Source organism: Micropruina sp. (genome assembly GCF_047606365.1).
Lineage (GTDB): Bacteria > Actinomycetota > Actinomycetes > Propionibacteriales > Propionibacteriaceae > Micropruina.
In genome coordinates this window covers 24,340-38,517 of sequence record NZ_JASGEN010000006.1, presented here as the reverse complement: position 1 = coordinate 38,517, position 14,178 = coordinate 24,340, and the positions used below count along the sequence as shown (strand labels likewise).

Sequence of the window (14,178 nt, the reverse complement as noted above, 5' to 3'; positions counted from 1 at the left end):
GGGCGGCTCGGCCGGGGAGTGCATCGGCGGCGCCACCCTGGGAGCCACCGGGGAGTCCCCGGCTCGGCGCTGCACCTGTCCGGCCAGCACCACCGAGCCGGCGGTCAGCGGAAGCGTGGCGGCGTCCGAGGCTTCGGGGTCGAGCAGCAGGTAGCCGTCGGCCTGGACGATCCGGTCGGCCCACAACCCGCGTCCCTCGACGGTGTGCGCGCCGGCCCGGGTGCGGTAGCGGCCACGCACCACGGTGCGCAGCCCCTCGTCGGTGTGCTCGGCGAGCGCGAAGTTCTCCACCGCCCGCAAACCGGGGCTGACCAGGAGTTCCAGCACCTCGTCCAGACCTGCGGCGGGGTCGCCGACCAGATCGTGGAGGCCTGGTACCAGGCCGGCGTCCGGCGGCAGGTCGACCAACACGGCCACCCGCGGCCCCCACACTGCGAGCGCGCCGCCCGGGCTGTACGAATACGCCGGCTCAGCCATCAGCGCTCTCCTTCCAGCACGTTCCGCGGCACGGTGATCTCGTCACCGGCTCCATCGTCGCCGCCGCGGACGTCAATCACCAACACTGTGACATTGTCACGCGCCGGAGATGCCAGCACAGCCGCAACCAACGCTTCGGCCGCTTCGGTGGCGTCCGGATGGGCAGCCAGCACGGCGGCGATCTGGTCGTCGTCCAGTTCGGAGGTCAGGCCGTCGGAGCAGAGCAGGAACCGCTCGCCGGGAATCTGCGGCAGCACCCAGACATCGACCGACGGTGCCGGCCGCATGCCCACCGACCGGGTGATGATGTGCCGCGCCGGATGCTCACGGGCCTGCTCGGCGGTGATCAAACCCTCGGCGAGTAGTTCCTCAACCTCGGAATGGTCGACGGTGGCACGCTGCAGCTCGCCACCGGCGTAGCGGTAGACCCGTGAGTCGCCGACGTTGAACACGGCCCAATGCGGGGTTCCGCCCACGATCACCTCGGCCAGCCCGGTCACCGTGGTGCCCAGTCCACGCGCCTCCGGATGCAGCATGCCGTGCCGGACGACGGCCGCGTTCGCCCTGGCCACCGCCACATTCAGCAGGGCCGGACGGAGTTCGTCGACCTCGTCGAGCTCGCTCAGCGACTCGATGGCCAACCGGCTGGCGATGTCACCGGCGGCGTGGCCGCCCATCCCGTCGGCCACCACCCAGACCCGGTCACCGGCCAGGTAGGCGTCCTCGTTGAGTGCCCGCACACGGCCCACGTCCGAGGCCGCACCCACAGCGACGTGCGGCATGAGATCCCCCTTCTCATCAGCCGGGGCGCCGCCCGGCATCCGCGTCAGATTACCAAGCGCGCCCGGTACCCGCCTCGGAGGGCGAACAGCACCCTCAACCCGGCATCGAGTGAGCGGTTCGGGCGCACAGACGCCGCACAGGGAACTCAAAGGCTCGTGCCTGCTCGGTTTTCTACCGTCAAGTCATCAGCAGACAACATCCGGGCAACAGATCCCTCAGCAAGGACCTCACCTCATGAACCCAATCAGTCTCGGCCTCGACCTCGTCGCCATCGTCGTCCTGGCGTTCGGCGTGTACTTCCGGCGCTACCGCCGCCGCGAGGTGATGGTCGCCATGATCGGCCTCAACGTGGCCGTCGTGGCCGTCAGCGCGGTGCTGGCCAGCGCGTCCGTCGGTCTCGGCCTGGGGCTGGGGTTGTTCGGCGTGCTGTCCATCATCCGGCTGCGTTCCTCGGAGCTGAGCCACGCCGAGGTGGCCTACTACTTCGTGTCACTGGCGATGGGCCTGCTGGCCGGCTTGACCTTCGACCCCAGCTGGATCGGTCAGTCGATGATCGGCCTGCTCGTCGCGGTGATGTTCCTCGCCGACCACCCCGCCCTGCTCGGCGGCTACCGGCACCACACCCTCACCCTCGACCGGGCGATCACCGACGAACTGGAACTGCGCACCGCCGTGGGCGCTCTGCTCGGTGCCGACATCAGGCGCTTCACCGTCCAGCGGATCGATCTGGTGCGCAACGTCACCGTCGTCGACGTCCGCTACCGGGTGCGCACCCCTGCTCCGCTGACCCCCGAGCCCGCCCACGAAGCGCTCACCCACTGACTCCGACCAAAACCATCACCCGACCAGAGAGAACCATCATGAACCGACTGACGAACCTCAAGACCTGGCTCGCCGGAGGCGTGGCCGCCGCCCTGATCGGACTCGCCGGCTGCGCCGGTGTGGCGACCACGACCGCCACGACGACAACAACCAGTTCGACCAGCACCACCACGACAGCAGCCCTCGCGCTCACCGCCGATCACGACACCGAGGCGGCCCACAGCTGGGACAGCAGCAAGGAGGTCACCATCGACCTGTCCTCGCCGAAGGCCACCGACGGGGTGACGGTCTCCGACGGGGTGATCACCATCACCGCCGCCGGCGCGTACCGGCTCACCGGCACCTTGGCCGACGGCCAGGTGGTGGTCGACACCAGTGACTCCGGCACCGTCTACCTGATCCTCGACAACGCCTCGATCACCAACTCGGACGGCTCGGCACTGGCGATCATGGACGCCGACCTCGCTGTCGTCGCACTGGTCGACGGCACCACCAACTCGCTCACCGACGGCACCAGCTACGCAGCGACCGGCGACGACGACCCGAACGCCGCCCTGTACAGCACGTCGGATCTGACCATCCTGGGCAGCGGCACCCTCAACGTGACCGGCAACTACAACGACGGCATCTCCAGCAAGGACGGCCTGGTCATCATCTCCGGCACGCTCAACGTGACCGCGAAGGACGACGGCATCCGCGGCAAGGACTACCTGGTGATCAAGGACGGCACCGTCGGGGTGACCAGCGGTGGCGACTCGCTGAAGTCCGACAACGAGGACGACGCCGGGCTCGGCTACGTCAGCGTCGCCGACGGCACGGTGAAGCTCGCCTCCGGCGATGACGGCATCGACGCCTGGACGGCGATCCTGGTCTCGGGCGGCAGCACCACGGTCAGCAAGTCCGTGGAAGGCTTCGAAGCCAAGAACATCGACCTGAGCGGCGGCACCATCACCGTTGTCTCCAGCGACGACGGCATCAACGCCACCGACTCGGCGAGCACGGCGTCCGACATGGAGGCACAGGACGGCACCATCCTGAACATCTCGGGCGGCGAGGTGACCATCACCGCGGACGGCGACGGCATCGACTCCAACGGCGACGTCACGATGAGTGGCGGCACCGTCGTGGTCAACGGACCGACCAGCAACGGGAACGGCGCCCTGGACTACAACGGCACCTTCACCATCACCGGCGGCACCCTGGTGGCCGGCGGGTCGTCCGGCATGGTCCAGGCGCCGAGCACCGACTCGTCGCAGAAGTCGCTGATGATCACCCTGACCGCGGCGGCCGGTTCGACGGTCGAGGTCAAGGATTCCTCCGGCACCGTGGTGGCCAGCTACTCCCCCACCCGCCAGATCGGCTCCCTGGTGGTGTCGAACGACCAGATCAAGGAGGGCGAGACCTACACGGTCTACGTCGACGGCACCTCGGTCGGCACCACCGACACCTCGCAGGTCAGCAACGGCGGCGGCTTCGGCGGCCCCGGCGGAGGGGGCGGCGCGCGTCCCTGACCTCCATCGAAACAGCGATCCGGATCGGGCTGGCCTGTCCCAGCCCGATCCGGATACTTGTTCGCTGTTCCCCCGGTCCCTCGCACACCCGGGGACGGTTCTCCGGCGTCCGATTTTCGAACGTCCGGGGACGGTTCTCCGAGATGCGAATTCCGAAGATTGGGGGACGGTTCTCGCAGATGCGATTTTCGAACGAGAAGAACCGTCCCCCGACATTCGAATCTCGAACGTGAAAGAACCGTCCCCGAAAGTTCGAGGGCGTCAGCGGCGGCCGGCGTAGAAGCGGCCGAGGAATTCCTCTTGGAAGGCGTCGAAGTCACCGGTTTCGATGGAGGTGCGGATGTCGTCGACCAGCCGGACGGTGAACCGTTCGTTGTGGATGGTGGCCAGCGTCGAGGCCAGCATCTCCTTGGCTTTGAACAGGTGATGCAGGTAGGCCCGGGTGTAGTGGGCACAGGTGTAGCAGTCGCAGTCGTCCTCGATCGGTTCGAAGGCGCGGCGGTGCTTGGCGGTGTTGACGTTGAACCGTCCGTCGCGGGTGTAGAGCGCGGCGTTGCGGGCGACCCGGGAGGGCATCACGCAGTCGAAGGTGTCCGCGCCGGCGGCGATGGCGGCGAAGAAGTCGTCCGGCTCGGAGATGCCGAGCAGGTGTCGCGGCTTGTCGAACGGCAGTTCCTCGGTGCACCAACCGACGATCGTGCCGAGGTTCTCCTTCTCCAGGGCACCGCCGATACCGAAGCCGTCGAACGCCTGACCCTCCACCTCGAGACCGGCCAGATCGCGGGACGCCCGTCGGCGCAGATCCTCGTACTGAGCGCCCTGCACCACGGCGAACAGCGCCTGATACGGCTTGTCACTGCGGGCCGCGGTGAGTTCGGCGTGCGCCGCCAGGCATCGGACGGCCCACGCGTGCGTCCGCTCGACCGATTGCTCCTGGTAGCCGCGGGTGTTCATCAGCGTGGTCAGCTCGTCGAAGGCGAACATGATGTCGGCACCCAGCTCGTGCTGGATGCGCATGCTCACCTCGGGGGTGAACCGGTGCCGGTCGCCGTTGAGGTGGCTGGTGAAGGTCACCCCGTCGTCGTCGACGTGCGCCAACCGGGTCTTCCCCTCGGCGATCACGTCATCATCGGCGAGCCCGACGGTGTCCATCGCCAGCACCTTCTTGAACCCGGCGCCCAGGCTCATCACCTGAAAGCCGCCCGAGTCGGTGAACGTCGGTCCGGGCCAGTTCATGAACGCACCGAGCCCGCCCGCGGCGTCCACGATGTCCGAGCCCGGCTGCAGGAACAAGTGGTACGCGTTGGCCAGCACCGCCTGCGCCCCCAGTTCGGCGACCGCCTCGGGCAACACCGCCTTCACCGTCGCCTTCGTCCCCACCGCCACGAACGCCGGCGTCCGAATCTGCCCGTGCGGAGTGTCGATCACACCCGATCGGCCCTTGCCATTGGCCAGCACCGCACCCGGCGTGAAGGAGAAGGAATCACTCACGATTCGGCCCTTCGCGACGCCGACCAGGGCAAGGTGCCACCGTTGAGCGGGCGTGGACGAGACAACGACCCGGGCCACCGATCAGCGGTACGAAAAGAACCGTCCCCCGCGTACCACCTTTGAGCGGAACGAAAAGAACCGTCCCCCGCGTACCACTCCAGCACTCGGGAAGCGCGGCGGCCTCGCCCCCGCGGACCGCAACCGCGAAGCGGGCCGGGAGGGGAGCTCGAGGCAGGTGGGTGGGCGTCCGGAAGATCTGCCGAGCTTGCGAGGCGGATCTGTAGGTGGGCGGCTCGGGCTCCCCTCCCGGCCCGCGGCAACAGACTTGCGCCCCGAGATGGCACCAGGCTCACAGCCAGAGAAGGCGGCGATGCGAGAAGTTCACGCACGCGTCAGCGCTTGCAGTTGCGCCAATGCCACGACACCTGCGGTGGATGTCCGCAATACCGCGTCCGCGATCAGGGTCGGACGCCCACCCGCCTCGGCGAACAGGTCCAGTTCCTCAGGGGTCAAGCCGCCCTCCGGTCCGATGATCACCATCACCTCGCCCTCGGCGGGCAGGTCGGCCACGGACGGCCAGGCCTCCGCGCCCTCATGCAGCACCAGGGTGAGCGCCGGTTCGGCGACCCGGAGCGCCAGTTCGGGTGTGGTCAGCGGGGGGCTGACCCGGGGTACCCGGAACCGACGCGACTGCTTGGTGGCTTCACGGACGATGTTGCGCCAGCGGGCCAGGGCCCGCTCGACCCGGTCGGGCGCCCATTTCACCACCGACCGGGACGCCTGCCAGGGCACGATCTCGTCGACGCCCAACTCGGTCAGCATCTCCAGGGCCAGCTCGGTCCGGTCGCCCTTGGCCAACGCCTGGACGACGGTGAACCGCAGCGGCCGCGCCGGGTCGCGCAGCACCTCGGCCACCTCGACCGTCAGACCGTTGACGTCGGCGGTCAGCACCGGTCCCTTGATCGCGTTGCCGATGCCGTCGCTGACCAGCACCATCTCGCCCTTGCGGATCCGGCGCACGATCGCCGCATGCCGGCCCTCGTCGCCGGTCACGGCGACCGTGTCGCCGACCGCCGGAGAATCCAGATCCGCCAGGAACAATGCTTCGGTCATTGTGTGAATGCGTCCTTCAGCCAGCCGAATACACCTTTGTGATGCTTCTCCACAGCGATCTCGGCGCCCGCTTCACCCCGCGCCTCGGCCAGTTGGCGCAGCAGGTTCCGCTGGTGTTCGTCGAGCTTGCTCGGAGTCTGCACCAGTAGCGTAACGCCGAGGTCGCCGCGTCCGGTGCCGCGCAGCCGCGGCACGCCGCGTCCGGCGATCGGAATGCGGGTGCCCGACTGGGTGCCGCTCGGGATGGACAGCCGGACGGTGCCGGCCTCGGCGTCCATATCGTCGCGTTCGGCCTCCAGCGTCGGCAGGGTCACCTCGGTGCCCAGCGCGGCCGCGGTCATCGGCAGCTTGATCACCATCTCGAGATCGTCGCCGTTGCGCTTGAAGGTGTCGTGCGGTTCGACGCTCAGCTCCACGTACAGGTCGCCGGCCGGACCGCCGCCGGGGCCGACCTCGCCCTGGTGTTCCAGGTGGATCCGGTTGCCGGCGTTGACCCCTGCCGGGATCTTCACGTTGATGGTGCGCTGCGAGCGGACGCGTCCCTCACCGGAGCATTCGCCGCACGGGTTGGGAATGGTGGTGCCGTAGCCGCGGCACACCGGGCAGGGCTGGGTGGTGCGGATGTCGCCCAGGAACGAGCGCTGGATCTGGGTGATGTCGCCCTGGCCGTGGCAGGTGGTGCAGGTCACCGGCTCGGAGCCGTCCTTGGCGCCCGAGCCGTTGCAGGTGCCGCAGATCACCGCGGTCTCGACCCGCACCGGCTTGGTGACGCCGAAGGCGGCTTCGGAGAGGGTCAGCGAGAGCCGGACGAGGGCGTCCTGGCCGCGCCGGACGCGGGAACGGGGGCCACGGGCTCCGGCCTGGCCGAACATGGCGTCCACCAGGTTGGTGAAGTCGAAGCCGGCCGCACCGCCACCGCCGGGGAAGCCGAAGCCACCGCCCGGGAAGCCGCCGCCGGGCGCCATCGGATCGACGCCGCGGTCATACATGGCGCGCTTGTTGGCGTCATGCAGCACCTCGTACGCCTCGCCGATCTCCTTGAATTTGTCGGCGGCGTCGGCGGTGTCGGCGACGTCCGGGTGGTACTTCATGGCCAGCTTGCGGTAGGCCTTCTTGATCTGCTCGGACGTGGCGTCGCGGGACACGCCCAGAACGTCGTAGTAATCCTTGGTCAACATCATCCTTCTGCCAGGAAACGGCCTACGTAGCGGGCGACCGCCCGCACCGAGGCCATGGTGGTCGGATAGTCCATCCGGGTGGGGCCGACGATTCCCATGCTCGCCCAGACATCGTCGCCGTGACTGTACGCGCTGGCCACGACCGAGGTCGACTGCAGCGGCTCGTACGGGTTCTCGTGTCCGATGCGGACGGTGACCTCGCTGGACCCACCAGCTTCACCCAACAACCGCAACAGCACGACTTGTTCCTCCAGCGCTTCGAGCACCGGCTTCACCGTGGTCTCGAACTGGTCGCCGAACCGGGTCAGGTTGGGCACGCCGCCGACCACCACGCGGGTGGCGGGATCGGCGGTGGCCAGCTCCAGCAGGGTGGCGATCACCACCGAACCGACCGGACGGAGGTCGGGCGGCAACTCGTCCATCATGGTGCTCAGCCGATCGACCGCCGCGGACGGCGCACACCCCACCAGCGCGGCGTTGAGGCGTCCGCGCAGCTCGGAGAGTTGTTCCTCACCGGCGTCGATCAGGTCGATCGGACGCTGCTCGACCCGGCCGGTCGAGTTGACCAGGATGACCAGGCCTCGCCCCGGGGTGAGCGCCAGCACCTCGATCAGCCGGATGGTGGCACTGGACAGCACCGGGTACTGCACGATCGCCACCTGCTGGGTGATCTGGGCGAGCAGCCGGACGGTGCGGCGCACCACGTCGTCGACGTCGAGAGCGCCGGCCATGAAGGTCTGGATCGCCCGGCGCTCGGCCAGCGACAGCGGCTTCACCGCGGCCAGCCGGTCGACGAACAGCCGATAGCCCTTGTCGGTCGGGATCCGGCCGGCGCTGGTGTGCGGCTGGGTGATGTAGCCCTCTTCTTCCAGCACCGCCATGTCGTTGCGGACGGTGGCCGGCGAGACGCCGAGGTTGTGCCGTTCGACGAGCGCGCGGGAACCCACCGGCTCTTGGGAGGAGACGTAGTCGGTGACGATGGCACGCAGGATGGAGAGCTTGCGGTCGTCCAACATGGCCCTCCTCAGCACTCGCGCGACACTGGCACTCTCGGTGGTCGAGTGCCAGTGTAGTGGACGCGGACGACTTCTCTCGTCCGGTCACCGAGACGTGCGACTCGGCCCGCGGACCGGCCGAGACTCGGCTGCCATAGTGACCGGACCCGGGTCTCACCGACGAGCCCGACACGCACATCCGACACCCCGAAAGATGTGAGGTCCTCGATGAAGCGCATCCTCCGACGTTCCGCCACCCTGGCCGTCGCCGCCACCCTGCTGGTCTCCGCGTTCAGCGCGCCGCCGACCGCTGTTGCCGGCCCCGAGGACGGCGCGAGCGACCGGCCGTCCGCGCACCGGGGAGGGATCACCCGGCTGGAGCTCGCCTCGCAAGGAGTGGCTTTCGAGGGACGCCGCTTCGGCACGGTCGGCACATACGAGAAGCTCCGCGGAAGGGCCTTCGGCGAACTCGACCCGAACGACCCGCGGAACGCGGCGATCACCGACCTGAAGCGGGCGCCGCGCAACGCCCGCGGCATGGTCGAGTACGCCACGGACGTGTACATCCTGAAACCCACCGATCTGCGCCGCGGCAACCACCAGTTGTTCATGGAGGTGAACAACCGCGGCCAGAAGTTCTTCGGCAGTCTCAACGGCTCGCCGTTGATGAACGATCCGACGACGGCCGCCGATGCCGGCGACGCGTACGTCCTCGACCAGGGGTTCAGCCTGGTGTGGAGCGGCTGGGATCCGTCGGCGTCCGCGACGAACGACAATCTGACCCTGTCGGTGCCGGTCGCGAAGAAGCGGAACGGCGGCTCGATCACCGGCCCGAGCTATGAGTACCTGGTCTTCGACGACGCCACCACCACGACGGCGACGCTGTCCTACCCGGCCGCGACGACGAAACGGTCCAAGGCCACGCTGACCGTGCGCGACCGGCTCACCGACAAGCCGCGCACCGTGCCGGCCAGCGGCTGGGAATACGTCGGCGACAAGCAGATCCGGCTGCTGCCCGCCGGAACTCCCTTCCGGCAAGGGGCGATCTACGAGTTCAGCTACCGGGCCAAGGATCCGGTGGTGGCCGGCATCGGCTTCGCCGCCACCCGCGACCTGGTCAGCTTCCTGCGGCACCAGCGCGTCGACACGGCCGGCAACCGCAATCCGCTGGCGGGCCACGCGAACCGGGCGTTCGCCTTCGCCGTCTCCCAGCCGGCCCGCTACCTCAACGACTTCCTCTGGCTCGGATTCAACGCCGACGCGCGCAATCGTCCGGTCTTCGACGGCATCGAGAACTGGATCGGCGGTGGAACCGGGGTCGCGCTCAACTACCGCTTCTCGCAACCGCCGCGCACCGAGCGGATCCGGCAGAACCATTGGTACCCCGAAGGTCCGTTCCCGTTCTCGTACACCTCGTTCCGCGACCCGGTCACCGGCAAACGGGACGGCCGCGACGAGGCCTGCCGACGCACCGGCACCTGCCCGAAGATCATCAACCTGAACTCGTCGAACGAGTACTGGAGCAAGGCCGGCTCGCTGCTGCACACCGATCCGTCCGGACGGCGCGACGCGGTCGAGCCGCCCAATGTGCGCAACTATCTGCTCTCCAGCGTGGAGCACACGGTCGTCGGCAACCCGGCGGACTCCCCCGGCGTCTGCGCCGTCGCGCGCAACACGATCAATCCGGGCCCCGTGCAGCGTGCACTGTTCGAGGCGTTGACGGGCTGGGTGAACCGAGGCACTCCGCCGCCCGCCAGCCGGGTGCCCCGGCTCGACGACGGCACGCTGGCCCGCGTCCATCCGACCAAGCAGTCCTCCCTGGGCATCGGCGTGGTGAAGCAGCGCGAACTGGGCTGGCCCTCGATCCCGGGCATCACCTACACCGGGACGGCCACCGTCCGGAACCTGTACGACTTCGGCCCGCGCTTCACCAACGGCATCATCGACCGCTATCCGCCGGTGGCGACCGGCCGGATCTACCCGAGCTACGTTCCGGTGGTGGATGCCGATGGGCTCGAGATCGCCGGCATCCGGATGCCGCAGATCCAGGCGCCGATCGCGACCCACACGGGTTGGAACGTTCGGGTGGACGGGTTCGGCGGCCCGGACGGCTGCGAGGGCTGGGGCATGACGATCCCGTTGCCCAAGACCGCGAAGGAGCGTCGCGCCGCCAAGGATCCGCGCCGCTCGCTGGTCGAGCGCTACCGCACCCATGACGGGTATGTGCGGGCGGTCACCAAGGCCGCACGCACGCTGCAGCGCCAGGGTTTGCTGCTCAAGAGGGACGCGGACGCCTTCATCGCCGAGGCGCAGGCGAGCGACGTGCTGCGCTGAGCTGTTCACGGCTGGCCGAGTTGCTCGAACGCTGCTTGAGCTTGCCGAAGCCCCTTGTCAGCTGGGGTTCTGGAGCTGCTGGCGAGTGTGGGGTGCCGGACTTCTCCGGTTCAACGGCTACCCTGAGCCATCGCCGTCGAATCCCTGGTGCGAGGTTGCCGTGACCCTGATCGTCCTGAGCGCCGCCGCGTTGGCCGCCCTGCTGCACGTGTACATCTTCCGGCTGGAGTCGTTCCGCTGGCAGGACGACCGCACCCGCAAGATCTTCGGGACCACGGTCGAGCAGGCCGCGACGACCCGGCAACTGGCCTACAACCAGGGCTTCTACAACCTGTTCCTGGCGATCACCGTGTTCGCCGGCATCGTGACCTTCGCCTGGCCGGCGGTCTCGCTGACCCTGCTGATCGTCGGCCTCGGCTCCATGCTGGCGGCGGCGATCGTGCTGGTGACCCATGACCGATCCAAGCTGCGCGCGGCGCTCGTCCAGGGCACGCTGCCGCTCATCGGGCTGCTGGCCCTGCTGATCCGGCTGGTGACCGGCTGAGCATGCGGCGCTCACCGGCCGGCCACGCATAGGCTGGGCCGGTGCAGTTCTCGTTGACTCCGTTCGAGCAGCTCCGTCCGGGTATCTGGCGTGCGGTCGCCCAGCCCGCCGCGGTGAACATCGGCCTGATCGTGGGATCGGCAGGCGCCCTGGTCGTGGACACCGGTTCGTCACCCGCTCAGGGCGCGGAGATCCGAGTGGCGGCCGAGGCTGTTGCCGGGGTGCCGCTGCTCGGTGCCGTCGTCACCCACGGCCACTTCGACCACTACTACGGCCTGGCGGCCTTCGACGACCTGACCACTCATGGCCACGAGACGCTGGTCGCCGCGCTGGAGGCCGATCAGGTCGCCACCGAGGCCGCTGACCTCGGCTTCGACGTTGAGTTGTTGAAGCCGCCCAATCGGCCGATGGCGCTGGCCCGGATGATCAACCTGGGCGACCGGTACGTCGAACTCGTCCATTTCGGACGCGGCCACACCGCCGGCGACGTGGTGGTGATCGTGCCCGACGCCCAGCTGATCTTCACCGGCGACCTGCTCGAGCAGGCGGCTCCCCCAGCGATGGGTGCCGACTGCTACCTCAAGGAGTGGCCCGCCGCCCTCGACGGCGTCCTGGGCCTGGTCAGTGAAGACACCGTGTTGCTACCCGGCCACGGCGAGCCCGTCGACCGCGTATTCGCCTTCACCCAGCGCGCCGAGATCTCCGCCGTCTACGGCCAGGTGGAGCACCTGATCGGCCAGGGCGTGAAACTCGAGGACGCGCTCGCCGCCGGCGACTGGCCCTACGACGACGAGACCATCACCGCCGTCCTACCCACCGCCTACGCCCAGCTCGCCGCCGAGGGCAAAGTCCCCCGCACCCAGCTCCGGCTGCTCAAGTAGAACCGGGTTCTCTCCTCACCGGGTGACCACGGGACGGTTCCTACGGTCACCGGGGACGGTTCCTACGGTCACCGGGGACGGTTCCCTCGGACACCGGGGACGGTTCCTACGGACACCGGGGACGGTTCCTTCGGACACCTCGATAGTCGGAGAAGCCCATTGTCAGAGAAGATTTGCCGGGTGACCAAAGGAACCGTCCCCTTGGTCACCCGGTCGCTTCCCTAGCGGCGGATCCGGAGTGCCTCGCTCTTTGCGGTGACCGATTGGTAGCCGGGCTTGCTGACCGTGACTTTCGCCCAGATCCACTTACCGCGGTCAGCCTGCCGCAGCCGGTAGTCGGACGCGCGGGCGCTCGCGCCGCGGATCTTCTTGTCGTTGCGGAACCACTGGTAGTCGATGCTGACGGCTGGATCGTTGATTCCTCCGACCCCGGCATGCAGTACGCGTCCCTTCCGGGACAGGGCGACCCATGGATCGTACGCAGGCTTCTCCGCGACCACAGTGAACGGAATGTTCCGCTCGGCATAGGCCTTCTCGGTCCAGACTCGGAGCGTCCAGTGATGCGGGCCCGGCTTGAACAGCGCCCACGCGTCGAGCCTTTCGATGTGGCCTTCAGCCGAGACCCATCCTGCCTGGGCGACGGAGACGGCCACACCGCCGGGGAAGTTGTCGTCGTCGATGTACTCGATGAGTTCGAAGAGAGCCCCTGCCGGGAGTCCGCTCAGCCTCAGGTTGTACCTCGATCCCGGGGTGAGCGCCGTGGCAGGTGGAAGCGGCTCGATCTGGACCGTCGGATCGATCTCGAATCGGTCGGGTTCTCCGACGGTGACCCGCATCGGGAAGGTCTCCGCGTAGCCGTCCGCGGTGCGCGCCTCGACCTCCCAGTCATGGTTGCCGACGTAGGCCCTGATGTCGATGCGTCCGGTCAGTTCGAAGGCGCCGTCGTCGGTCCTGCTGTTGGCGGACGCGATGACCGTTCCCAAGCCGAGCAGCCGCACTCGGGTCACTTCGGCAGGCAGTCCGGCGACCCGGACGGTGTAGTCGTGCGCCGGCGTGAGCACACCCTTGGGCGTCCGGGTGATCGTCGGGTGGTAACGCTGCCCGGGATCCGTCGCGGTGGTGACGGTGTACGGCAGTTCAACCTTGGCGATCGCGTCCTCGGTCCACACCTCGAAGAGCCAGCGGTAGCTGCCTGGCTGCCGGTCGGCGGGAATGCGGCCATCGAAAACCATGCCGCCCTGCGCCGTCGTGGTGCCCGAGCTCAGCCCGATCGGATCGCTCTCCGCCAGCGAGGTCAGCCGGTAGGACGCCTTGGTGGGAAGGTTGTCGAGGCTGAGCCGGAAGTCGCCTCCGGGCCTCAGCGAGCCGGGCGTCAGAGTGATCAGCGGCTTGATCGTGAACTGATCGGGTTCGGTCACCACGAACTCGAACGGGAAGCGTTCCTGATAGCCGTCGTCTGCGGTGACCTCAACCTGCCATCGGTAGGACCCGAGCGGACGCAGCACGTGGATCCGGCCGTGCAACTCGAAGTCGCCGGCGTCATTGTGCTTCGTGGCGGTCGGTAATCCGTTGGGGTCGTTGACGATCCGCACTCGCTCGACCTCGTCGGGCAACCCTTTGACGGTCAATGTGTAGCTGTGGCCGGCGGCAATCGTGTTGCCGCTCGAGAGCACCAGTTGCGGCGAGTAGCGGGTTTCCTCGGCGCGAGCGCTCGGTGCCGGACCGAACCCGGTGAGGATGAGCGTGAACGTCAGCAGCAGGCCGATGGCCCGCAGCAGGCGGCCGCCGGACGGGCGTGACGAAGGAGTGGGTGAAGGGACACAGGGGTGGAGCGACCGCATGGCTATCCGGGCTTTCGTCGGGTGTCGGCGGGGCAGGAACTCACCGCGGACAATAGATCTGATGTTACTTAGGTAACCCTAAGTAGCGAGCTTTGGGATCGGCCATCCGCGGTCCAGGCGGCGAGACGTCCGTCCCGGTGCGGCGCGAGCGGCACCGGCAACGAGGGACGGTTCTCCCGGACGCCGTGGTGACCAAGAGAACCGTCCC

12 protein-coding genes are annotated in these 14,178 nt (G+C 68.4%); 5 read left to right on the top strand and 7 right to left on the bottom strand.

Features of this window, described 5'->3' with window-relative positions:
• A partial coding sequence (locus QM624_RS00990) for a hypothetical protein (RefSeq protein ID WP_415088212.1) occupies positions 1–477 on the bottom strand: 477 nt, incomplete at its 3' end.
• Positions 477–1,259 (bottom strand): PP2C family protein-serine/threonine phosphatase, encoded by a 783-nt coding sequence (locus QM624_RS00985; RefSeq protein WP_415088211.1) that lies wholly within the window; start codon positions 1,257–1,259, stop codon positions 477–479. The genes QM624_RS00985 and QM624_RS00990, both read right to left, overlap by 1 nt.
• 235 nt (positions 1,260–1,494) lie before the next feature.
• Between QM624_RS00985 and QM624_RS00980 the strand changes: the two genes are divergently transcribed.
• Both QM624_RS00980 and QM624_RS00975 read left to right on the top strand, forming a co-directional pair.
• Positions 1,495–2,082 (top strand): DUF4956 domain-containing protein, encoded by a 588-nt coding sequence (locus QM624_RS00980; protein WP_415088210.1) that lies wholly within the window; start codon positions 1,495–1,497, stop codon positions 2,080–2,082.
• A gap of 38 nt (positions 2,083–2,120) precedes the next feature.
• On the top strand, positions 2,121–3,593 hold the full coding sequence (locus QM624_RS00975; RefSeq protein ID WP_415088209.1) for a carbohydrate-binding domain-containing protein: 1,473 nt from the start codon (positions 2,121–2,123) through the stop codon (positions 3,591–3,593).
• 261 nt (positions 3,594–3,854) lie between these two features.
• Here QM624_RS00975 and tgt read toward each other — a convergent pair whose 3' ends face one another.
• From tgt to hrcA, 4 genes are all read right to left on the bottom strand, one after another.
• Positions 3,855–5,084, bottom strand: a complete 1,230-nt coding sequence (tgt, locus tag QM624_RS00970) for a tRNA guanosine(34) transglycosylase Tgt (protein ID WP_415088208.1) — start codon at positions 5,082–5,084, stop codon at positions 3,855–3,857.
• A gap of 381 nt (positions 5,085–5,465) precedes the next feature.
• Positions 5,466–6,197 (bottom strand): 16S rRNA (uracil(1498)-N(3))-methyltransferase, encoded by a 732-nt coding sequence (locus QM624_RS00965; RefSeq protein WP_415088207.1) that lies wholly within the window; start codon positions 6,195–6,197, stop codon positions 5,466–5,468.
• Positions 6,194–7,372 (bottom strand): molecular chaperone DnaJ, encoded by a 1,179-nt coding sequence (gene dnaJ, locus QM624_RS00960; RefSeq protein WP_415088213.1) that lies wholly within the window; start codon positions 7,370–7,372, stop codon positions 6,194–6,196. The genes QM624_RS00965 and dnaJ overlap by 4 nt, the downstream gene beginning before the upstream one ends.
• Before the next feature lie 2 nt (positions 7,373–7,374).
• Entirely contained in the window at positions 7,375–8,391 is a 1,017-nt protein-coding gene (hrcA, locus tag QM624_RS00955; protein WP_415088206.1) for a heat-inducible transcriptional repressor HrcA, read from the bottom strand.
• Between the two features lie 207 nt (positions 8,392–8,598).
• Between hrcA and QM624_RS00950 the strand changes: the two genes are divergently transcribed.
• The 3 genes from QM624_RS00950 (at position 8,599) to QM624_RS00940 (ending at position 12,129) form a co-directional block, all read left to right on the top strand.
• Positions 8,599–10,704: an alpha/beta hydrolase domain-containing protein gene (locus QM624_RS00950; RefSeq protein WP_415088205.1), complete on the top strand. Its 2,106-nt coding sequence runs from the start codon at positions 8,599–8,601 to the stop codon at positions 10,702–10,704.
• Between the two features lie 160 nt (positions 10,705–10,864).
• Entirely contained in the window at positions 10,865–11,248 is a 384-nt protein-coding gene (locus QM624_RS00945; protein WP_415088204.1) for a DUF1304 domain-containing protein, read from the top strand.
• A 41-nt stretch (positions 11,249–11,289) separates the two neighbouring features.
• Positions 11,290–12,129 carry an MBL fold metallo-hydrolase gene (locus QM624_RS00940; protein WP_415088202.1) on the top strand — a complete coding sequence of 280 codons (840 nt, stop codon included), beginning with the start codon at positions 11,290–11,292 and terminating at the stop codon, positions 12,127–12,129.
• A 221-nt stretch (positions 12,130–12,350) separates the two neighbouring features.
• Here QM624_RS00940 and QM624_RS00935 read toward each other — a convergent pair whose 3' ends face one another.
• Positions 12,351–13,970 (bottom strand): hypothetical protein, encoded by a 1,620-nt coding sequence (locus tag QM624_RS00935; protein ID WP_415088200.1) that lies wholly within the window; start codon positions 13,968–13,970, stop codon positions 12,351–12,353.
• Positions 13,971–14,178 lie beyond the last annotated feature (208 nt).

Bases quoted from the DNA above. Each gene is read 5' to 3' on its own strand.
- QM624_RS00985 (WP_415088211.1), bottom strand. From the start codon at position 1,259: ATGCCGCACGTCGCTGTGGGTGCGGCCTCGGACGTGGGCCGTGTGCGG.
- QM624_RS00980 (WP_415088210.1), top strand. From the start codon at position 1,495: ATGAACCCAATCAGTCTCGGCCTCGACCTCGTCGCCATCGTCGTCCTG.
- QM624_RS00975 (WP_415088209.1), top strand. From the start codon at position 2,121: ATGAACCGACTGACGAACCTCAAGACCTGGCTCGCCGGAGGCGTGGCC.
- QM624_RS00965 (WP_415088207.1), bottom strand. From the start codon at position 6,197: ATGACCGAAGCATTGTTCCTGGCGGATCTGGATTCTCCGGCGGTCGGC.
- hrcA (WP_415088206.1), bottom strand. From the start codon at position 8,391: ATGTTGGACGACCGCAAGCTCTCCATCCTGCGTGCCATCGTCACCGAC.
- QM624_RS00950 (WP_415088205.1), top strand. From the start codon at position 8,599: ATGAAGCGCATCCTCCGACGTTCCGCCACCCTGGCCGTCGCCGCCACC.
- QM624_RS00935 (WP_415088200.1), bottom strand. From the start codon at position 13,970: ATGCGGTCGCTCCACCCCTGTGTCCCTTCACCCACTCCTTCGTCACGC.